The sequence below is a fragment of the Oerskovia flava genome (assembly GCF_026163685.1).
Taxonomy (GTDB): Bacteria; Actinomycetota; Actinomycetes; order Actinomycetales; family Cellulomonadaceae; genus Oerskovia_A; species Oerskovia_A flava.
Map to the genome: position 1 here is coordinate 593,100 of NZ_JAOXSR010000001.1, position 19,098 is coordinate 612,197.

Below are 19,098 nucleotides of genomic sequence, written 5' to 3' on the forward strand. Positions count from 1 at the left end.
CTGCCCGCAGGGGGCGGCCCCGAACGAAGGAGCAGGACATGGCTGGTATGTGGGGTCTTGATGTCGAGCAGGTCCGGCAGCTCTCGGTCGAGCTGAACTCGAAGTCCGGTGAGATCGAGACGATCGCCAGCACGCTCACGTCGCGTCTCGCCTCGACGGCCTGGGAGGGCCCGGACGCCACGCGCTTCCGCGACGACTGGCAGAGCATCCACCTGACGGCGCTGAACAACGTGTCGCAGGCGCTCGCCGAGGCGGGCAACCGTGCTCAGCAGAACGCTGCGGAGCAGGAGAGCACCTCGAACGCTGGCTGACGCCGGTTCGGGAACGAAGGGCGCGAGATCCTCGGATCTCGCGCCCTTCGCGCGTGCGGGCGGCGGCGCCGGCAGCGAGCGGTGCCGGGTCGCGTATCGTGCCGCGTGTGTCGGGCGCACGGCGCCGACCTGACCTGTGGGCGGCACGCCGCGGGTCCCCCGAGACGAAGGACGGACCAGGACCATCATGAGCACCCAGCTCGCCTATCCCAGCGCTGACTTCCCCGGACCGGTCGGGGTGGGGATCGACCAGCCCGAGGGGTGGCAGCCGCTGCCCGACGTCGCCGTGCCGCTCGCCCTCGCGAAGGACGTGGAGGCGGGGGCGTTCCGGCCGAACGTCATCGTCATCGTCTCGCGCGTCCGCCGCCAGTACGGCCTGGAGCAGGCGGTCGCCGAGCTCCTCGGCAAGCTCACCGGCGTCGACGGCTACACGGAGATCGGGCGGGAGGAGCGCGACGTCGCAGGCTTCCCGGGCTTCCGCGTCGAGGCGTCGTTCCCCGACGCGCAGGGCGGGACGCTCGCGCAGGCCGTCCGCCTGACGGTCGTCGACCGGGGACCCGTCCTCGACATGGTCCAGACGACCGGCACCTGCGCGGGCCACCAGATGGCCGGCACGTGGCCGGAGATCCGTGCGATCCAGGACAGCCTGCGCATCACAGCCTGAGGTCCACCGCATCCCTGGCCGGGTCGAGGCCGGTGTTACATTGGGCCACATCGCGAGACGGGGTATCCATCTGGCGAGACTGGCTGGCACAGTGAGGGTTCACTGACGCAGTCGTACAATCGAGTTGGTCTGCCCGACCAGTCGCAGGGCCGGAGCAGCGCGCACAGCGCGACGCACGGAACGACGGCGGACGACCACTCATCCTCGATCGGAAGGCGCCCATCCTCGTGAGCAGCACCCGTCCACTGCGCGTGGCAATCGTCGGCGCAGGACCTGCCGGAATCTATGCCGCGGACATCCTGTCCAAGACGGACCTCGACGTGAGCATCGACCTGTTCGAGCGCCTGCCCGCGCCGTTCGGCCTCGTGCGCTACGGCGTCGCACCGGACCACCCGCGCATCAAGCAGATCATCGTCGCGCTCCACAAGGTTCTCGACCGCGGCGACGTCCGGCTCCTTGCGAACGTGGACTACGGCGTCGACCTCAAGCTCGACGACCTGCGCCAGTACTACGACGCCGTGATTTTCTCCACGGGCTCGATCCGGGACGCCGCGCTGCCGATCCCGGGCATCGACCTCGACGGCTCGTACGGCGCGGCGGACTTCGTGTCCTGGTACGACGGGCACCCGGACGTGGCACGCACGTGGCCCCTGGAAGCCCAGCAGGTCGCCGTCCTCGGCGCCGGCAACGTGGCGCTGGACGTGGCGCGCATCCTCGCGAAGCACGCGGACGACCTCCTGCCGACCGAGATCCCGGCGAACGTCTACGAGACGCTCAAGAGCTCGCCCGTGACCGACGTGCACGTCTTCGCCCGCCGGGGGCCGGCGCAGGCGAAGTTCTCCCCGCTGGAGCTGCGCGAGCTCGGTCACGTGCCCGACGTCGACGTCATCGTCTACCCCGAGGACTTCGAGTTCGACGAGGGCTCGATGGCCGCGATCAACTCCTCCAACCAGACCAAGCAGGTCGTCAAGACCCTCACGGACTGGACGCTCAAGGACCCGAGCGAGCACACGGCCTCGCGGCGGCTGCACCTGCACTTTCTGCACGCGCCGGCGGAGGTGCTCGGCGAGGACGGCACGGTTGTCGGGCTGCGGACCGAGCGCACGCAGCTCAACGGCGACGGCACCGTCTCCGGGACGGGCGAGCACCACGACTGGCCCGTCCAGGCGGTCTACCGGGCCGTCGGCTACTACGGCTCGCCTCTGCCGGAGATCCCCTTCGACGAGCTCAAGGGCGTCATCCCGAACCGCGAGGGCCGCGTCGTCGACATCGACGGCGAGCAGGTCCCCGGCGTCTACGCGACGGGCTGGATCAAGCGTGGGCCCGTGGGCCTCATCGGCCACACCAAGTCCGACGCGTCGGAGACGATCCGCAACCTCGTCGAGGACGTCACCGCCGCCGACGCGGAGGGCCGTACGGCGCCCCACGGTGAGCCGGGCGCCATCACCGAGTTCCTCGCCGAGCGGGGCGTCCACGTCATCGAGTGGAGCGGCTGGCAGGTGCTCGACGCGCACGAGCGGTCGCTGGGCGAGGCCCAGGGCCGTGAGCGCGTGAAGGTCGTGCCGCGCGAGGACATGGTCTCGATCGCGCTCGGGACGATCATCGCGAGCACGACGACCGACTGATCGCCCGCGCACGCTGCGCGGCTCGTACCGCCGACCGACGGCGCCTCTCCCCAGCTCGGGGCGGGGCGCCGTCGTCGTGCGGTGGGCGAGGCGGTGGCCGGGAACGACGAGCCTGCGCCGGACGTTGACCTCTCGGGACGCCGATGGGCGCCCCGTGCACGCACGAAAGGGGCTCGATGTGGGTCATCAGCACTTCAACGGCCTGAAGACAGCCGCTCTGTTCGGTGGGATGTGGGCCGTGATCCTCGGCCTGTGGGCGCTCTTCGGGGCGCGGTCGAACCTGCTCTGGGTGTTCGTCGCCATCGGTCTGGCGACGACGGCCTACAGCTACTGGAACTCCGACAAGCTCGCGATCCGCGCGATGCACGCACGTCCAGTGAGCGAGCTGGAGGCTCCGGCGATGTACCGGATCGTGCGGGAGCTCTCCACGGCCGCACGGCAGCCCATGCCGCGGCTGTACGTCTCCCCGACGCAGGCCCCCAACGCGTTCGCGACCGGGCGCAACCCGAAGAACGCGGCCGTGTGCTGCACCGAGGGGATCCTGACGCTCCTCGACGAGCGCGAGCTGCGGGGTGTGCTCGGCCACGAGCTCATGCACGTCTACAACCGGGACATCCTCACGTCGTCCGTCGCGGGTGCGCTCGCCGGGGTCATCACCTCGCTCGCGCAGTTCCTCATGTTCTTCGGCGGGGACCGCAACCGCGGGGGCAACCCGCTCGCCGGCCTCGCCATGGCACTGCTGGCACCGATCGCGGCCATGCTCATCCAGATGGCGATCTCCCGGACGCGCGAGTACGACGCGGACGAGGACGGCGCGAAGCTGACCGGCGACCCCCTGGCGCTCGCGTCGGCGCTGCGCAAGCTCGAGGCCGGCACCCAGCGCGCTCCGCTGCCGCAGAACCGCGACCTCGTCGACGTCTCGCACCTGATGATCGCCAACCCGTTCCGTGGCGCCGGCATCGGCAAGCTCTTCGCCACCCACCCGCCGATGTCCGAGCGCATCGCCCGGCTCGAGAAGATGGCAGGCTCGGGCGGCGGCATCACCCGCTACTGAGACCCGCCGCCCTCCGAGGTCCCAGGTCCAGGGAGGCCAGGTTCGAGCCCGTAGGGGTCGAGCTCGTCGAGCAGGGCGCGCACGTGCATGGTCGCGCTCCGCCACTGCCGGGTGCCCTCGGTCATGACCTCGTCACCAGGCGCCGCCACCGCCGAGCACCACTCCCGTGACGGCGGCGACCGCCCCGGCCGCACCGACGAGCGTCGCGCGCGAAGGCCGTCGGGGGATGCGCTCGAGCGGCTGGTCTGGCGCAGCCGCTGTCGTGCTCCGTCGGCGTGCTGCCAGGATGGCTTCGCGGGCGGTACGAGGGTCCGTCGTCCCGGGCAGCACGTCGAACCCGGACGGCGGCGCGACCATGATGGCGTCCGCCTCGCTCGTCGCGGTCTCGCGCACCCTGACGACGAGGGCTTGCCCGTCGGCCGCCACGTCCTCGACGGCGATCCACGGGACGTGCTCGTCGAGGTGCCGTCCGGTGCTCACCAGCGCGCGGGGTGTGATCCGCAGCGACGGTTCGGCCAGCCACGCCCAACCGCCGAGCGCTGACCACACCAGGACGGTCCCGAAGAGCAGGCCGACGAGGTGGAGCTCGGTCCCCCACCACGCCGCGAGCACGGCGACCGCGGGCACGGTGAGCCACGGGCCGACCGTCCCGGTCGCGACGGCGAGCCGGAGCACGGGCCCCGCAGCGTCCTCGGCGGCACCCGCCCGTGGCCCGTGGCCGAGCTCTGACCCGGCGGTCCCGGCGTCGGGCGGCGTCGGCTGCTCGGGCGTCGACTGATCGGAGGCGAGGTCGCGGGAGAGGGAGGTCGCAGGGCGGAGCACCCCGACCTCGGAGACGTACCAGGCGCCGTCCGGGCCACGGAGAGCCACGGGCAGCCCGTCCGCGACGAGCCCCACGACCGTGACCGGAGTCCGGTGCCACCGGTCCGGTGCCTGCGATGCGTCCGGTGCCTCGTCGGACTGCTCCCCGTGCGCCAGCTCGACCGCGAGGCGGAGGAGCTCGTCGTCGTCGACGTCGGCCACGGGACGCTCCGTCCTGCTCTCGGACGAGACCGCCTCGGGCTCGGGAACCAGCTGCAGACCGACCACGTCGCGCACCCGTGCCACGGGTCGATCCCCGTCGGCGGTGACGAGAAGGAGCTGCCCGTCATTCCACGTCGCGAGCACGGTGTGCGCGACGCCCCCGTCCCGCAGGATCCGACGCACCGCGTCTCGGCGACGGATCTCCCGGACGAGGAGGACGGGGGCGAGGAGCAGCCCTGCGGCCAGGAGGAGCGCCCCCGACGGGTCGTCGACGTCGTCGACGGCCTCGGCACGGCCGGCCGCGTCGTACCGGACGCCGACCTGCTCGCCGACGACGCGTTCGACGCCTTCGGTGCTGATCGTGAACCGGCGCCCGTCGACCTCGATGTCGGCCTCGAGCGCGTCGTCGTCGAGGGCGGTGACCGTGCCCGTCGCCACGGTCGCCGTCGCGCGGAACTCCTGCGCGGAGGTGGTGGCCGCCGCGAAATACCAGACCGCCGCGATGCCGCCGAGCGCGCAGAGCGCCGGGAACGCGAGGCGTGCAGCGCGCAGCCGGTAGAGCTCCGCGCGGATCGCAGGTGCCACCACCGGCACGACCGGTGGTGCACTCGCACCTGGCCAGCCCGCCGCCTCCGTGCGCTGACGGGCCACGCCGATCAGGTCCGCGATCCCGGGCGCGGCGCAGAGCAGGGCGAGTCCCCACACGACGACCATGCCCTCTCGAGCGTCCGCGGGTGCGGTGGTGGCGAGGAGCGCGCACGTCCCGGCGGCCAGCCACGGGGTGGCGCCGGGCAGAGCGAACGCGGTGGCGACCCCGGCGAGAGCCAGCCCGAAGACGACGCCCAGCATCCAGTAGGAGGGGTCCTCGACGAGCGTGGCGGGGTAGCCGCTCCCGTCGTCCTCCTCGAGGATGACGAGGGCGGCGAGGAGCAGCACGGGAACTGCCGCGGCGATCAGGGCCAGGCGGCGGGTCCGCGGGCGACGTCGCCAGACGGCGACGTCGGTGGCGAGCAGGGGCTCGGGACGGTTCACGCGCGGAGCATAGCGACTCTCGCGGCGCTGCGGATCATCCGATCGCGGCGAGGGCGTCCTCGAGTGCCGTGGCGACGCCGTCGTCGTCGTGGTGCCCGACGACGTCGCTCGCGGCAGCGAGGACCTGCGGGTGGGCGTTGCTGACCGCGAAGGAGCGGCCGGCCCACGCGAGCATGGGCAGGTCGTTGGGCATGTCGCCGAAGGCCCACACGTCCTCCGCGTCCACCTCGAGGCGGGCGCACCAGCGGGCGAGCGCGGCGTCCTTCGTGACGCCGGGGGCGAGGAGCTCCGCCAGTCCGACGGCGCCCGAGTAGGCCAGGTGTGCCCGCTCCCCGACGGCGTCGCGCACGCGGGCGAAGAGCTGCTGCTGGGCGTCGTCGTCGGCTCCGTCAGCGTGCCCGACGTCGCCCGGCCGGGTGGAGGAGAGCGCGGCGGGGGAGACCGCCAGCAGCTTGCCGACCGGTGCCGTGGAGCCCGACGTGCCGAGCGACTCCTCGACCGGGACCGCCCGTACCGCGGCCGGGAGGTCGGGCTCGCCCGGTGGGAACCACGGGTCGAACACCGGGCCGTCGATGCGTTCCAGCGCGAGCGCGACCCCGGGTACCGCGGCGCGCAGGTCGCCGACGAGCCCGGCGACGGCGTCGGGCGCGAAGCCGCACGTGTCGAGCGCCTCCCCGGCCCCCAGGTCCCACACGGCGGCACCGCCGAGGCAGATCACGCGACCGTGCCCGCCGACGAGGTCGGTCAGGGCGCCGAGCCAGCGCGGTGGCCTGGCCGTGACGAAGACGACCTCGACCCCGGCGGCCTCGACCTCGGCCAGCACCGCCCGGGTGCGCGACGAGACCGTGCCGTCGCTGCGCAGGAGGGTGCCGTCGAGGTCGGTGGCCACGACGCGTGGACGGCGCGCCGGGCCCTCCCGGAGCGCCGCGGGACTCACGTCAGCGGTAGTTGGTGAACTGCAGGGCGATGTCGAGATCGGCGCCCTTGAGGAGCGCTTGGACGGCCTGCAGGTCGTCGCGGGACTTGCTCGTCACGCGGACCTCCTCGCCCGTGATCTGCGTCTTGACCGCCTTGGGGCCCTCGTCACGGATGATCTTCGTGATCTTCTTCGCGTTCTCGCCCGCCAGGCCCTCCTTGAGGGTGCCGACGAGACGGTACTCCTTGCCCGAGGCCTGGGGCTCCTTGTCGCCCGTGTCGAACGCCTTGAGCGAGATGCCGCGCTTGATGAGCTTGGTCTGGAAGACGTCGAGGATCGCGAGGACCCGCTCCTCGGAGTTCGCCTTCATGACGATCGACTCGCCGCTCCACTCGATCGAGGCGCCGACGTTCTTGAAGTCGTAGCGCTGCGAGATCTCCTTCGAGGCCTGGTTGAGGGCGTTGTCGACCTCCTGGCGGTCGACCTTGCTGACGACGTCGAACGACGAGTCGGCCATGGTGGGTCTCCTTCGTGCAGGTGTCCGGGGTGCTGGTCCCACCGTATCGGGTCGCGCGCGTCGGCTCGGGTGATGTCCGGTCGTGGAGGTCCAGGTCGGGTCACGCCGCCCGGCGGACCGCCAGCCGTGTCACCCGGGCGTGGCGGAGCCCGTCGACCGTGAGGATCACGAGAGCGAGCCAGACGAGGATGAACCCTGCCCAGCGCGCCGGCGGCATGTCCTCGCCGAAGACGAGCAGCCCCACGAGGAACTGCAGGACGGGCGCGAGGTACTGCAGCATGCCGACGATGCTCAGGGGCAGGCGTCGGGCCGCCTCCGAGAAGAGGAGCAGGGGGAGCGCCGTGACGAGCCCGGCGGACGCCAGCAGCAGCGAGTGCCCCCAGCCCTCGGTCGCGAAGGTGCCGGCCCCGGTCGCGGCGAGCCAGCCGAGGTACACGACCGCGAGCGGCGTGAGCACCGCGGTCTCGACCGCCAGGCCGGGCAGGGCGTGGACGGTCCGCCCCACGCGGTTCTTGACGAGGCCGTAGAGGCCGAACGACACCGCGAGCGTCAGGGAGATCCACGGCAGCCGGCCGAGGCCGAGGGTGATGACGACGACCGCGACGGTCCCGACGCCTATCGCGACCCACTGGACGGGACGCAGCCGTTCGCCGAGGACGACGACAGCGAGCAGCACGGTGACGAGCGGGTTGATGAAGTACCCGAGGGCGGCGTCGAGCACGTGGCCGGTGAGCACGCCGTGGACGTAGACCGTCCAGTTGGTCGCGATGAGGACGCCCGCGACGGCGAAGAGGCCCAGCGTCCGTGGGGTGCGCAGCACGCTCCGGAAGGCGTGCAGGTGGCGGGTCGCGGCCAGCAGGAGCAGGCAGACCACGAGGCTCCACACGATGCGGTGGGCGATGATCTCGAGCGCCCCGGCGGGCTGCAGCAGCGGGAAGTACAGGGGCATGGCGCCCCAGAGCACGTAGGCGCCGGCGCCGGTCACGAGGCCCCACCGGTCGAGGCCGCCGCGGGGCGCGGTCCCCGAGGTGGACGATGCCGCCCCCTGGGGAGAGGGCGGCGGGCTGCCGGGGCTGCCGGCGGGGTGGCTCACCTGCTCACTGTAGGTCGCGATCGGCGGGGCGGGGGAACGGATTTCGTGCCACGGGCGGTGGGGCGCTATTGTTACCTGGCCCCCGGGGTGCAGCACGGCTGCGCCAGACGGCCCGTCGCACTCCCGACTCTGTCGGGCGGGACACGGGACGTCGACCAGGAGCGACAACTCCACACCGGCAGGTTGCCCGAGCGGCCAAAGGGAGCTGACTGTAAATCAGCCGTCATCGACTACGTGGGTTCGAATCCCTCACCTGCCACAGCCGACGGGGCGTCACCTGCGAAGGTGTCGCCCCGTCGTCATCCACGGGTCAGCGCGGGCCGAGGTAGGGTTCCGGTGGGTGCTCGCGGTGGTGCCGACTCGTGTGCGACGAGCACTCGAGGAGCGCCACAGCGTTGCAACGGCGCCGATTTCGTACCAGGCCTCAACCCGTGTAAAGTTTCCCGCGCCGCCCCGATAGCTCAGTCGGCAGAGCGTCTCCATGGTAAGGAGAAGGTCAAGGGTTCGATTCCCTTTCGGGGCTCTGTGGATGACGCGGGGCCGATTCGCTGGAATACTGGCGAACGGCCTCGCGTTCAGTCACGCGGCGGGGTAGCTCAGATGGTTAGAGCGCACGACTCATAATCGTGAGGTCGCGGGTTCGATCCCCGCCTCCGCTACCACTTCCTGACAACACCCGTACGACGGCCGGCGCCGTACGGCCTGCACGCACATGGCGCCCTCCGGAGGCGCGAGAGGTGGCACTACCGTGGCAAGCAAGAGCTCAGACGTTCGCCCCAAGATCACGCTGGCCTGCGTGGACTGCAAGGAGCGCAACTACATCACCAAGAAGAACCGTCGCAACGACCCGGACCGCCTGGAGCTCGCGAAGTTCTGCCCGCGTTGCGGCAAGCACACCGCGCACCGCGAGACCCGCTGATCTCGAGCGACACCAGAACCGACGGCTGATCCGGCAGGCAAGCAGACATGGCGATCAACGCAGACTTCGCCGGCCGTGAGTACCCGGTGAACGCGCCCTACTCGGTCGGCCGCGAGAAGGTCCGCGAGTTCGCCGCGGCCGTCGGTTCCACCCACCCCGTGCACCACGACACCGTGGCGGCGCGGGGTGCTGGCTATCCGGACCTGATCGCCCCCCCGACCTTCGCGGTGATCGTCGCGCAGCGCGCCGAGGCGCAGCTCGTCGAGGACCCGGAGGCGGGGATCGACTTCTCCCGCGTCGTCCACGCCGACGAGCGGTTCACGCACCACCGACCGATCGTCGCGGGCGACGAGCTCGTGACGGTGCTGCACGTGGACTCGATCGTCGAGCGCGCCGGCCTCGCGATGGTCACCACGCGCTCGGAGATCGCCGCCCTCGCGACGGACGGCACGACGACGCCCGTCGCGACCGTGACCTCCACCCTGGCCGTGCGGGGAGGCGACGCATGAGCGGCGCGCTCAAGCCCGTCCTCGCGGACCTGAGCGTCGGTGACGTCATCGGCACCCGCAGCATCGAGGTCGACCGCGCGCGTCTCGTCCGGTATGCGGGCGCCAGCGGTGACTTCAACCCGATCCACTGGAACGACACGTTCGCCGAGCAGGTCGGGCTCCCCGGCGTCATCGCCCACGGGATGTTCACGATGGGAGCGGCCGTCGCGCTCGTCGAGGACTGGGCCGGCGACCCCGGGGCGGTCGTGGACTACCAGACCCGGTTCACCCGTCCCGTCGCCGTGCCGAACCCGGGTACCGCGACCGTCGAGGTCACCGGCACGGTGGGCGTGATCGACGCCGACGCCGGCACGGTCCGCATCGACCTGACCGTCACCTTCGAGGGCGCGCGCGTCCTCGGCAAGTCCCAGGCCGTCGTCCGCCTCTGACGCACACCTCTCCTCCCTGCGAGAGACCTTCCACTCTGGGAGCGCTCCCACTACAGTGGGCGGCAGTCGCACGTCAAAGGAGACGATCATGGCGAATGCCGCGCACCGCGCCCCCGTACCCTCGACCTCCACGTCTGGGCGGCCCCAGCTCGACCGCCGCGCGTTCCTCGCGCTCGGCGGCGCCGGGGCGCTCGTCCTGACCGGGCTCGCCCCCGCGGCGGCAGGTCCGTCACGTCCTGCCCGCGCCGGTGGTCTCACGAGCGCGCAGAGCTCGGCACAGGCCTCGGCGAACGGGTCCGTCGAGCGTGCGCTCGGCTTCCTCGACGCCGCCGCCGACGCGTACCCCGACCTCGCCGGTCCGCGTCTGGCCCAGTCCTACGCGGACCAGCTCGGCCTGTTCTCGACCGCGTTCGTCTACGACAACGCGCTCGCGATCTGCGCGTACCTCGCGAGCGGTCCCGCGTACGTCGACCGCGCCCGGGGGCTCGGGGACGGGCTCGTGTTCGCCCTGGAGAACGACCCGGTCCACACGGACTTCCGGCTGCGGCAGGCGTACAACGTCGGCCCGTACGTCTTCTACGACGGCAGCCCGCAGGACCACGGCCTCGTGCTGCCCGACGGCACGGCGAACATCGGCTGGCAGTTCGGCTTCCTCGGCACGGCGGTGGGGGACATGGCGTGGCCCGGCATCGCGCTCCTGCACCTGCACGCCGCGACCCGCGACTGGCGGTACCTGCGGGCGGCGCACCGGATCGGCGAGTGGATCATCGACAACGCGTGGTCGCGCCGGCCGCTCGGCGGGTACTCGTTCGGGGTCGACGGGAACGACGTCCCGATCCCCAACGGGTCGACCGAGCACAACATCGACTGCGTCGCGTTCTTCCGCCAGCTCGCGGCGGCCACGCGTGACCGTCGGTGGACGCGCGCGGCGGCCCACGCGCGTGCGTTCGTCGACCGGATGTGGGAGCCCGACGGCGGCTACTTCTACACCGGCACGAACGACGGCACCGAGATCAACCGCGACCCGCTCCCGCTGGACCCGCAGACGTGGGGCTGGCTCGCCCTGCGCGAGCCCGGGTACGCGGGCGCGCTCGGGTGGGCGGCCACGGAGCTGGCCACCCACGACGTCGCGGGCGACGGGACGTCGCAGCTCCCCGCCGGGACGCAGGTGTCGGGCGTGACGTTCTCGAGCGCGAGCCTGACCTCGACGGCGGTCTACAACGACCTGCCGGTCCACCCCCAGGGAGTGTGGCTCGAGGGGACGGCGCAGCTCGCGACGGCGTTCGCCGACCGGGACGCGGCCGGTGACGCCGTGAGCGCCGAGGCGCTCCTGGCCCAGACACGGCTGGTGCAGGACGAGGTGGGCGCCGGCCAGACGATGGGTGGGACGCCGCTCCCGACGGCCGGAGGGGTGGTCGCGGCGTCGAGCCTGCTGGACTCGGGGTTCGGCTTCGGGTACTTCCAGGTCCAGCACGTCGGTGCGACCGCCTGGTACCTGATGGCTGCGGCCCGCTCGAACCCTCTGCAGGTCGGCGGTCTCGGCTGACGGTCAGTCGGCCGGGGTGGGAACCGGGCCGGTGGTGCTGCCGACGACGAGCTCGACGTCGAGCAGCACCGGGGCCGGGTTCTCCCCGGCGAGGAGTGCGATGACGGCGCGGCCGAGCTCGGCGCCCTTCTCGGCGAGCGGCTGGTGCACGGTCGTCAGCACGTCGGGGCTGAGCCACGGCAGGTCGAGGCCGTCGAACCCCGCGACCGACACGTCCTGAGGGACGCGCAGCCCGAGCTCGTGCGCCGCGAGCAGAGCCCCGGCGGCGAGGAGGTCGGAGTGGGCGATGAGCGCCGTCGGCCGCTCGCGCACCGGCACGTCGAGCAGGGCGAGGCCGGCGGTCTTGCCGTGCTCGACGAGCGACGCCTCGGTCTCCCACGTGATGACCGGCTCGATGGCGTCGCGGACCCCGGCGAGCCGGTTGGCCGTGGGCGTGCGGTCGACCTGCGCGAGCCGGGCGGCATCGATGGGGCCCGTGCGCTCGGCGGTGCCGAAGGACAGCGCGATCTCCGCGATCCGGGTGTGGCCGAGCTCGACGAGGTGGCGGACGACCGCGGCGGTGCCCTCCCGGTCCTTGATCCCCACGAGTCCCGCCCCGGGCACGGCGCGGCCCTCGCCGACCACGACGGGGACCCCGCGGCGCTGGAGCGCTGTCAGGGTCGCGTCGTCGCTGCTGACGCCCCAGACGAGGACGGCGACGTCCATCGCGGCGCTCTCCACGAGGGGGTCGACGGCGCGGGCCGGGTCGTCGCTCGGGATCCCGGGGATGAGCAGGACCCCGAGACCGTTCTCGCCGAGCGTGGAGACGAGCCCGTCGAGGACCTGTACCGAGACGGGATCGCGGAACGAGCGCTTGAGCTGGTCGCCGATGACGACACCGACGATCCCCGAGCGGCCGGACCGCAGCTGGCGCCCGAGCGGGTTCGGTCCCGTGTAGTCCAGCTCGGCCGCGGCCGCGAGGACCCGGTCCCGGGTCTCGGGGGTGATCGGGCCGGCGCCGGAGAAGGCGAGGGACGCCGTCGAGACCGAGACGCCCGCGAGCTCGGCGACCTTCGCGAGCGTCGGCCGGGACCCGTGGGTCGGGGTCGCCGGGCGCGGCGTCGCTCCGTTCATCGCGTTCCTCTCACAAGATCTTCGAACAGTTCTGCAGAAAAGTAGATTGACGGCGCGGCCAGCGTACCCGCAGACTGGTGACCATGCCTCGAATCGATTCGAAGCCCAGGTCCGACGGTCGGCTCGAATCGATTCGAACCGCAGGACCGGGCGATTCCTCCCTGACCCGTGCCCGCTGGGCCCTGCTCGGCATCTTCCTCCTCTCCGGCATCACGATGTCGAGCTGGCTCGTGCGCATCCCCTCCGTGCGCGACGCGCTCGACATGTCGCCGGCCGATCTCGGCGTGGTGCTGCTCGCGGGCGCCGTCGGTGCGCTCGTGACGGTCGCCGCGGCCGGACCCATCGTCAACCGGTTCGGCGGTCGCATCGCCTTCGTCGTCTCCGCGGCGCTCTTCGGCGCCGCCTTCACGCTGCTCGGCCTCGGGCCGACGCTCGGCAGCGTCGAGCTGCTCGCCGGCGGCATCTTCCTCACCGGTGTCGCCTTCGCGCTCGGTAACGTCCCCATGAACGTCGAGAGCGCCGGCATCGAGCGCCGGATCGGGCGAACGATCCTGCCGCAGTTCCACGCCGCGTTCAGCGTCGGCGCCGTCGCGGGCTCGCTCGTGGGTGCCGCGTGCGCGTACGCGGACGTCCCCGTCCTCGTCCAGTTCCTCGTGACCGGCGCGGTCGCCACCGCCTGGCGCCTCGTGAGCATCCCGGCGATCGTGCACGACACGGCCCGTCGCCCCGCCTCGTCGGCGGGCGACCGGCCCGCGGTGCACGGCGAGGTCGCCGACGCCGTCGTCGACGTCGAGAGCGCCGGTGTCCGCCTCGCCCCGCGGCGCACCCGCCTCGGCGCGGCACTCGGCGCGTGGCGCGAGCCGCGCACCCTGCTCATCGGCCTCGTCATCCTCTCGGCCGCCCTCTCGGAGGGTTCGGCGAACGACTGGTTGTCCCTCGCCGTCGTCGACGGGTTCGACCAGACCGAGGCCGTGGGCGCCATCGTGTTCGGCACGTTCGTCGGCGCGATGACCGTCATGCGCCTCGCGGGCGCTCGGCTCATCGACCGCTTCGGCCGGGTCACGGTCCTGCGGGCCTCGGGCATCACCTCGATCGCCGGCCTGCTGCTCTTCGGCTTCGCGCCCACGCTGCTCCTCGCGGGCGTCGGGGTGGTCGCCTGGGGCTTCGGGGCGGCGCTCGCGGTCCCGATCGGGATCGCGGCTGCGTCCGACGACCCCCTGCGGGCCGCGAGCCGCGTCTCCGTCGTCTCGGCGTTCTCGTCGATGGCCTCGCTCGCCGCGCCCCCGCTGCTCGGTCTCGCCGCCGAGGCGATCGGCGCACGGCACGCCCTCGTGCTCATCGTCGGCGCGATGGTGCTCAGCGTGCTCCTGGCACGTCAGGTCGCGCCACCCGCACCCTCGACGCCCGTCGCCCCGCTGCCGGCGGAGCTCACCGGCGGCGAGCCGCCGGTGTCGGTCACGCAGCAGCCGGAGGAGCCGCAGCGGGACGAGCACCAGCAGGCGCGCGTCGTGGTGACCGCGGACCTCGCGTCCGACGGGCACGAGGCGCACGACGTGCGAGGCACCCACCGCAGGCGTGGTGGCCGTCGGGCACCGGGTCGTAGCCTGGGACGGGGCCGTCGCGGCGCCCGTTCCGCCCGTCGTCGTGAGGAGACCTCCCCGTGAGCCGTGCCCGCTCCTCCGCCGCGGTCGCCGAGGTGGGGGACCGCACGAGCCGGACGGCGTCCTGGGCGGTCTTCGCGGTCTTCTTCTTCAACGGCTTCAACTTCGCGTCCTGGGCCTCACGGCTGCCCGCGGTCCGGGACTCCCTCGGTTTTGCCGAGGCCGAGATGGGGCTGCTCCTGCTGTTCGCCGCGACGGGCTCGCTCATCGCCCTGCCGCTGTCCGGGATGGTCGTCCAGCGCATCGGTGCGTCGCGCGCGGTGGTCGTGTTCGCCACCGTCAGCACCGCCGGGCTGGTCGTGGCCGTCCTGGGCGTCGGGGAGGGCTCCCCGCTCGCGGTGCGCGTCGGGCTGTTCTGCTTCGGTGTCGGCACCGGGGTGTGGGACGCCGCGATGAACCTCGAGGGTGCGGCGGTCGAGCAGCGTCTCGGCAAGGCGATCATGCCGCGGTTCCACGCCGGGTTCTCCTTCGGCACCATGGCCGGCGCCGGGGTGGGCATCGTCGCGGCCGCCCTGTTCGTGCCGGTGCAGTGGCACCTCGTCGGTGCGGTCTCGATGAGCCTGGTCGCCGTGCTGTGGTCGGTGCGCTACTTCCTCCCGGCCGGTGAGGTCCACGAGGCCGACGTCGCGCCGGACGCGTCGGCGGACCCTGCGACGGCAGCCGCACCGATCTCGGCCGCGGAGAACGCCCGCAGCGCAGGCCGCGCCTGGCTCGAGCCTCGCACCCTGCTCATCGGTCTCGTCGTGCTCGCCGCCGCGCTGACAGAGGGTGCGGCCAACGACTGGGTGAGCCTCGCGGTCGTGGACGGGTTCGGCACGTCCGACGCGATGGGCGCAGTCGGCCTCGCGGTGTTCCTCACCGCGATGACGGGGATGCGGCTGCTCGGCACGGGGCTGCTCGACCGGTTCGGACGGGTCGCGATCCTGCGAGTGTCCGCCGGGCTCGCCCTGGTCGGGCTGACGATCTTCGCGCTCGTCCCGACGCTCTGGGCCGCGCTCGTCGGTGTCGCGCTGTGGGGCACCGGTGCCGCGCTCGGGTTCCCCGTGGGGATGAGCGCTGCCTCGGACGACCCGCGCCACGCCGCGGTCCGGGTGAGCGTCGTCGCGACGATCGGGTACTCGGCGTTCTTCGTCGGTCCGCCGCTCATCGGCTTCCTCGCCGAGGTGGTCGGGTATCGCGAGGCCCTGTTGGTCATCGCTCTCCCCGTGGTCGTCGGCCTGTTCGCGATCAGCGCCGCTCGCCCGCTCCCGGGTGCGGCGGGCTTCGCGCCCGACGCCGCGGCCCCGGCGCAGGGGCTGGGAGACCAGGCGGAGGACCGGGCGCAGGACCCGGCCGAGGACGTCGCGACGGGCCAGCCGAACTAGGCTGTACGCGTGACCGACAGCCCCCGTACGCCCGCGCCCGAGCTCGACCGTCCCACAGGCGCGCGGCACGACGAGACCTACGCCCCGGCGCTCGCCGAGCTGACGACGCTGCGCGTCGGCGGCCCCGCCGACCGCTACGTCGAGGCGACGAGCGAGGCGGAGCTCGTCGAGACCGTGCGGGCGGCCGACGAGGCGGGCGAACCCCTGCTCGTGCTGGGTGGGGGGTCCAACCTGCTCGTGTCGGACGAGGGCTTCGGCGGCATCGTCGTGCGAGACGTCCGGAGCGGCATCACGGTCGCCGCCGAGGACACGTGCGGCGGCGCGAGCATCACGGGCCCTGCCGGCCAGGACTGGGACGAGCTCGTGGCGCGTGCGGTCGAGGAGGACTGGGTCGGTGTCGAGGCGCTCTCCGGTATCCCCGGCACGCTGGGCGCCGCCCCGGTGCAGAACATCGGCGCGTACGGCCAGGAGGTCGCGGGCGCTGTCTCGACCGTGCGGGTGTGGGACCGTGCGCAGTCCCGGGTGCGGACGCTGCCGGTCGGCTCGCTGGGCTTCGGGTACCGCACGTCGCTGCTCAAGGCGTCGATGCACGCGGACGCGGAGGGCGGCCCCTGGTACCCGACCCCCCGGTACGTCGTGCTCGACGTCAGCATGCAGCTGCGCCTCGGCTCGCTCTCCGCGCCGATCGCCTACCCGGAGCTCGCGCGCCGTCTGGAGGTGCAGGTCGGCGACCGGGCACCGAGCGCCGAGGTGCGCGCTGCCGTCCTCGCGCTGCGGGGCGCGAAGGGCATGCTGCTCGACGCCGACCCGGCGTCGCCCGGCTACACGGGCCCGGACCACGACCGGTGGAGCGCGGGCTCGTTCTTCACCAACCCGGTCGTCGCCGCCGAGCAGGCCGACCTGCTGCCGGCCGACGCGCCGCGCTACCCCGTGCGCTCGTCGGTGCCGAGCACCACGACGGGTCCGAGCCTCGGCGAGATCGACCCGTCGCTCGTCAAGACGTCCGCGGCCTGGCTGATCGAGCACGCCGGGTTCACCAAGGGCTACGGCGTGGTGGGTCCCGCGAGCCCCGCGACCCTCTCCACGAAGCACACGCTCGCCCTGACGAACCGCGGCGGCGCGACCGCGGCGGACCTCCTCGCGCTCGCCCGCAGCGTGCGCGACGGCGTGGTGGACGCCTTCGGGATCCAGCTCGTCCCCGAGCCCGTGCTGGTGGGCGTCACTCTCTGAGCAGGGCACCCCGCACGACGTCGAGGATCGCCTCGTCCGCGAGCCCTGCCTCTCGCGCGGCGCGGACGAAGGCGTGTGCGGCCTGCCGGGCGATCACGTCGCCGGGGTCGGCCCCGTCGGCGACGACGGTCCCGGCACGGCGGCGCGTGACGATCGTCCCGGCGCCCTCGAGCTCGCGGTAGGCGCGGGCGACGGTCCCCGGTGCGACGCCGAGGTCGGTCGCGAGGGCGCGGATCGTCGGCAGCCGGTCGCCGACCACGAGCCGTTCCGCGGCGATGTGCGCGAGGATCTGCGAGCGGATCTGCTCGTACGGGGGGACGCCTGAGCCGAGGTCGATCTCGACCTGAAGCTCACCGGCGGGCACGGTCGTCCTCAGCGTCGCTCGTGCCCGACGGGTCACCGAGGGTGACGTCCGCGCGGTGGGACGTGACGGAGAGCGCGACGACGGCGCACACGATCGCGAGCGCGACGAGCGACCACCCCACGGCCGGCATCCCGACGGAGGTCCACGCGGCGCCGAGGCAGGCGTAGAGGCCCGCGACGGTCAGCCCGCCGACGATCACGGGCCCGCGCAGGACGCGGTGCGCCGTCAGCCGCCGCAGGTCGGCGTCCCACTCGGACGGGACGTCGGGGACGGCCGGACGCGCGGCGATCGATCGCAGGACCAGCTCGCTCGCCCCGGTGACCGCGACCAGGGCGGCGAGGAGCGCGAGCCCGACGGCCCACGACGGGTAGGGCTCGCCGAACGACCAGGTGCTGGCGCCGTCGGGCAGCGTCCGCAGCCGCCGCAGCTCGCCGGTCGGTGCGGCGCTCACGCCGCCGAGGACGATCCCGGGCAGCGCGAGGAGCGGCCACCCCCACGTGAGCCGGCGCAGCGTGACCGGGGAGATCGTCGCGACACTGCGTGCGGTGAGGCTCGCGCTGCGCCGTTCGCCGGCAGGTCGCCGCCACGTGGACTCGCCGACGGCGAAGACCGCGACGTAGCCGAGCCCGATCACGGCCGGGACGAGGGCCACGGTGGCCGGCAGCGCGGTGAGGCTCGCGCCGACGAGGACGACGACGAGCAGGGCGAGGAAGGGCACGGCGAGCCATGCGCAGACGTGCACGAGCGCCACGCGGTGGCGCGCGGCGCGGACCGCGGCCTCGGTCCCCTCGCGACGCGGGCTGGTGAGGCGCACCACGCCGTAGGCGATCGCGATCACGAGCGCGACCCCGAGAAGGAGGGGGACAAGGATCAGCAGCAGGGCGACGACGCTCATCGGGTGACCTCCGCGGTCGCGTGGAGAGGTGCGTCCGCGGCCTGCGCCGAGGCGGTCCTTCCAGCGTGCTCGGGGTCGCCCGGCGCCCGGCCGGGTAGGCACAGGACGAGGACCGACCCGAGCGAGACGAGCGCGCCGACCCCGGCGAGCACGCCGACCCCCGGGTGGTCGAGCCGAGCGGCAGCGCTCGACCCGAGCACGAGCACGCCCGACAGCGTGAGGGCGAGCGGCACCTGCGCCGCGCGCAGGATGCGGTGCGCGGACAGGCGACGCAGCGCCAGGTCCCACGAAGTGTCCACCCCGACGACCGCTGCGCGCTGCGCGACGAGCCGCAGCACGGCCTCCGTGCCGGCCAGGACCACGATCGCGGCGATGAGCAGCGGCACCCCGTAGAACCACCCGGGGTAGGGGCTCACGGCGCTCATGGTCGTCTCGGTGGCACGGCTCATCGACCGGCCGTCGGGCGCCGCGGTGAGCCCGCCGACCACGACCGCGGCGGCGACGGCGACGGTCAGCGACCACACGAGGACACGCAGGCCGCGCGGCGCGATGTCACGCACCGTGCGGCGGGAGAGGCTCGCGGCGCGGACCGTTCCGGTGGGCCGTGGCCAGGTGAGCTCGCCGACGGCGTGCACGGCGAGGAACACGGCGCCCACTAGGGCCGGGACCATGCCGAGCACGACCCCGGTCACCAGGCCGCTCGTGGTGCCTCGCACAAGAGGGAGCGCCGAGAGGGCCGCGAGCACCGCGGCGACGAGCGCCGCCACCGTGACGAGTCCGGCGTGCCGGCGTGCGGCAGCAGTTTGTATCAACACATCGATACAATCTCATCGG

20 protein-coding genes and 3 tRNA genes are annotated in these 19,098 nt (G+C 73.1%); 14 read left to right on the top strand and 9 right to left on the bottom strand.

What is annotated here, in order from left to right; genetic code table 11:
- The first annotated feature begins 38 nt into the window (after positions 1 to 38).
- The 4 genes from OHL10_RS02505 to htpX all read left to right on the top strand — a co-directional run bounded on the left by OHL10_RS02505 (position 39) and on the right by htpX (position 3,654).
- Positions 39 to 311 carry a WXG100 family type VII secretion target gene (locus tag OHL10_RS02505; protein WP_265520574.1) on the top strand — a complete coding sequence of 91 codons (273 nt, stop codon included), beginning with the start codon at positions 39 to 41 and terminating at the stop codon, positions 309 to 311.
- A gap of 187 nt (positions 312 to 498) precedes the next feature.
- The gene (locus OHL10_RS02510; protein WP_265520576.1) at positions 499 to 975 is read left to right on the top strand and encodes an LpqN/LpqT family lipoprotein; all 477 of its coding nucleotides are present in this window, start codon (positions 499 to 501) and stop codon (positions 973 to 975) included.
- A gap of 227 nt (positions 976 to 1,202) precedes the next feature.
- Positions 1,203 to 2,600, top strand: a complete 1,398-nt coding sequence (locus tag OHL10_RS02515; RefSeq protein ID WP_265520577.1) for an FAD-dependent oxidoreductase — start codon at positions 1,203 to 1,205, stop codon at positions 2,598 to 2,600.
- Between the two features lie 178 nt (positions 2,601 to 2,778).
- Positions 2,779 to 3,654 carry a zinc metalloprotease HtpX gene (htpX, locus tag OHL10_RS02520; protein WP_265520578.1) on the top strand — a complete coding sequence of 292 codons (876 nt, stop codon included), beginning with the start codon at positions 2,779 to 2,781 and terminating at the stop codon, positions 3,652 to 3,654.
- Here htpX and OHL10_RS02525 read toward each other — a convergent pair.
- From OHL10_RS02525 to rarD, 5 genes are all read right to left on the bottom strand, one after another.
- Entirely contained in the window at positions 3,648 to 3,779 is a 132-nt protein-coding gene (locus OHL10_RS02525; protein ID WP_265520580.1) for a hypothetical protein, read from the bottom strand. The genes htpX and OHL10_RS02525 overlap by 7 nt on opposite strands.
- Before the next feature lie 7 nt (positions 3,780 to 3,786).
- Positions 3,787 to 5,709 carry a hypothetical protein gene (locus tag OHL10_RS02530; protein WP_265520581.1) on the bottom strand — a complete coding sequence of 641 codons (1,923 nt, stop codon included), beginning with the start codon at positions 5,707 to 5,709 and terminating at the stop codon, positions 3,787 to 3,789.
- A gap of 34 nt (positions 5,710 to 5,743) precedes the next feature.
- Positions 5,744 to 6,646, bottom strand: a complete 903-nt coding sequence (locus OHL10_RS02535) for an HAD family hydrolase (protein ID WP_265520583.1) — start codon at positions 6,644 to 6,646, stop codon at positions 5,744 to 5,746.
- Between the two features lies 1 nt (position 6,647).
- A complete protein-coding gene (locus OHL10_RS02540) occupies positions 6,648 to 7,142 on the bottom strand; it encodes a YajQ family cyclic di-GMP-binding protein (RefSeq protein WP_265520584.1) in 495 nt (164 codons plus the stop codon).
- 100 nt (positions 7,143 to 7,242) lie between these two features.
- A complete protein-coding gene (gene rarD / locus OHL10_RS02545) occupies positions 7,243 to 8,235 on the bottom strand; it encodes an EamA family transporter RarD (RefSeq protein WP_425498915.1) in 993 nt (330 codons plus the stop codon).
- A gap of 177 nt (positions 8,236 to 8,412) precedes the next feature.
- On the opposite strand from rarD, the gene OHL10_RS02550 reads away from it, so the two are divergent.
- The 7 genes from OHL10_RS02550 to OHL10_RS02580 all read left to right on the top strand — a co-directional run bounded on the left by OHL10_RS02550 (position 8,413) and on the right by OHL10_RS02580 (position 11,637).
- A tRNA-Tyr gene (locus tag OHL10_RS02550) sits at positions 8,413 to 8,494 on the top strand.
- Positions 8,495 to 8,685: 191 nt separating this feature from the next.
- Positions 8,686 to 8,758, top strand: a tRNA-Thr gene (locus tag OHL10_RS02555).
- 62 nt (positions 8,759 to 8,820) lie between these two features.
- Positions 8,821 to 8,897 (top strand) — tRNA-Met (locus tag OHL10_RS02560).
- 50 nt (positions 8,898 to 8,947) lie between these two features.
- On the top strand, positions 8,948 to 9,154 hold the full coding sequence (rpmG, locus tag OHL10_RS02565; RefSeq protein WP_265520585.1) for a 50S ribosomal protein L33: 207 nt from the start codon (positions 8,948 to 8,950) through the stop codon (positions 9,152 to 9,154).
- Between the two features lie 47 nt (positions 9,155 to 9,201).
- Positions 9,202 to 9,663, top strand: coding sequence for an FAS1-like dehydratase domain-containing protein (locus tag OHL10_RS02570; RefSeq protein WP_265520587.1), 462 nt, complete (start codon positions 9,202 to 9,204; stop codon positions 9,661 to 9,663).
- Positions 9,660 to 10,091 (top strand): MaoC family dehydratase, encoded by a 432-nt coding sequence (locus OHL10_RS02575; protein ID WP_265520588.1) that lies wholly within the window; start codon positions 9,660 to 9,662, stop codon positions 10,089 to 10,091. The genes OHL10_RS02570 and OHL10_RS02575 overlap by 4 nt, the downstream gene beginning before the upstream one ends.
- Before the next feature lie 88 nt (positions 10,092 to 10,179).
- Positions 10,180 to 11,637, top strand: coding sequence for a YyaL domain-containing protein (locus OHL10_RS02580; RefSeq protein WP_265520589.1), 1,458 nt, complete (start codon positions 10,180 to 10,182; stop codon positions 11,635 to 11,637).
- A 3-nt stretch (positions 11,638 to 11,640) separates the two neighbouring features.
- Here OHL10_RS02580 and OHL10_RS02585 read toward each other — a convergent pair whose 3' ends face one another.
- The gene (locus OHL10_RS02585) at positions 11,641 to 12,750 is read right to left on the bottom strand and encodes a LacI family DNA-binding transcriptional regulator (protein WP_265520590.1); all 1,110 of its coding nucleotides are present in this window, start codon (positions 12,748 to 12,750) and stop codon (positions 11,641 to 11,643) included.
- An 83-nt stretch (positions 12,751 to 12,833) separates the two neighbouring features.
- Between OHL10_RS02585 and OHL10_RS02590 the strand changes: the two genes are divergently transcribed.
- The 3 genes from OHL10_RS02590 to OHL10_RS02600 are packed head-to-tail and all read left to right on the top strand — an operon-like array spanning position 12,834 to position 17,005.
- Positions 12,834 to 14,414 carry an MFS transporter gene (locus tag OHL10_RS02590; protein ID WP_265520591.1) on the top strand — a complete coding sequence of 527 codons (1,581 nt, stop codon included), beginning with the start codon at positions 12,834 to 12,836 and terminating at the stop codon, positions 14,412 to 14,414.
- Positions 14,411 to 15,775: an MFS transporter gene (locus OHL10_RS02595; protein ID WP_265520592.1), complete on the top strand. Its 1,365-nt coding sequence runs from the start codon at positions 14,411 to 14,413 to the stop codon at positions 15,773 to 15,775. The genes OHL10_RS02590 and OHL10_RS02595 overlap by 4 nt, the downstream gene beginning before the upstream one ends.
- A gap of 9 nt (positions 15,776 to 15,784) precedes the next feature.
- Entirely contained in the window at positions 15,785 to 17,005 is a 1,221-nt protein-coding gene (locus tag OHL10_RS02600; RefSeq protein WP_425498916.1) for a UDP-N-acetylmuramate dehydrogenase, read from the top strand.
- On the opposite strand, the gene OHL10_RS02605 is transcribed toward OHL10_RS02600, so the two are convergent.
- From OHL10_RS02605 to OHL10_RS02615, 3 genes are read right to left on the bottom strand one after another with little or no spacing between them, the layout of a single operon-like run.
- A complete protein-coding gene (locus OHL10_RS02605) occupies positions 16,995 to 17,369 on the bottom strand; it encodes a GntR family transcriptional regulator (RefSeq protein ID WP_265520593.1) in 375 nt (124 codons plus the stop codon). The two genes, OHL10_RS02600 and OHL10_RS02605, sit on opposite strands and share 11 nt — an antisense overlap.
- Entirely contained in the window at positions 17,356 to 18,264 is a 909-nt protein-coding gene (locus OHL10_RS02610) for a hypothetical protein (RefSeq protein ID WP_265520594.1), read from the bottom strand. The genes OHL10_RS02605 and OHL10_RS02610 overlap by 14 nt, the downstream gene beginning before the upstream one ends.
- A complete protein-coding gene (locus OHL10_RS02615) occupies positions 18,261 to 19,076 on the bottom strand; it encodes a hypothetical protein (protein ID WP_265520595.1) in 816 nt (271 codons plus the stop codon). Before OHL10_RS02615 ends, OHL10_RS02610 begins: the two co-directional genes overlap by 4 nt.
- Positions 19,077 to 19,098 lie beyond the last annotated feature (22 nt).

Coding starts and splice junctions, on each gene's coding strand:
- OHL10_RS02505 (WP_265520574.1), top strand. CDS start 39: ATGGCTGGTATGTGGGGTCTTGATGTCGAGCAGGTCCGGCAGCTCTCG.
- OHL10_RS02510 (WP_265520576.1), top strand. CDS start 499: ATGAGCACCCAGCTCGCCTATCCCAGCGCTGACTTCCCCGGACCGGTC.
- OHL10_RS02525 (WP_265520580.1), bottom strand. CDS start 3,779: ATGACCGAGGGCACCCGGCAGTGGCGGAGCGCGACCATGCACGTGCGC.
- OHL10_RS02540 (WP_265520584.1), bottom strand. CDS start 7,142: ATGGCCGACTCGTCGTTCGACGTCGTCAGCAAGGTCGACCGCCAGGAG.
- rpmG (WP_265520585.1), top strand. CDS start 8,948: ATGGCGCCCTCCGGAGGCGCGAGAGGTGGCACTACCGTGGCAAGCAAG.
- OHL10_RS02570 (WP_265520587.1), top strand. CDS start 9,202: ATGGCGATCAACGCAGACTTCGCCGGCCGTGAGTACCCGGTGAACGCG.
- OHL10_RS02575 (WP_265520588.1), top strand. CDS start 9,660: ATGAGCGGCGCGCTCAAGCCCGTCCTCGCGGACCTGAGCGTCGGTGAC.
- OHL10_RS02580 (WP_265520589.1), top strand. CDS start 10,180: ATGGCGAATGCCGCGCACCGCGCCCCCGTACCCTCGACCTCCACGTCT.
- OHL10_RS02585 (WP_265520590.1), bottom strand. CDS start 12,750: ATGAACGGAGCGACGCCGCGCCCGGCGACCCCGACCCACGGGTCCCGG.
- OHL10_RS02590 (WP_265520591.1), top strand. CDS start 12,834: ATGCCTCGAATCGATTCGAAGCCCAGGTCCGACGGTCGGCTCGAATCG.
- OHL10_RS02610 (WP_265520594.1), bottom strand. CDS start 18,264: ATGAGCGTCGTCGCCCTGCTGCTGATCCTTGTCCCCCTCCTTCTCGGG.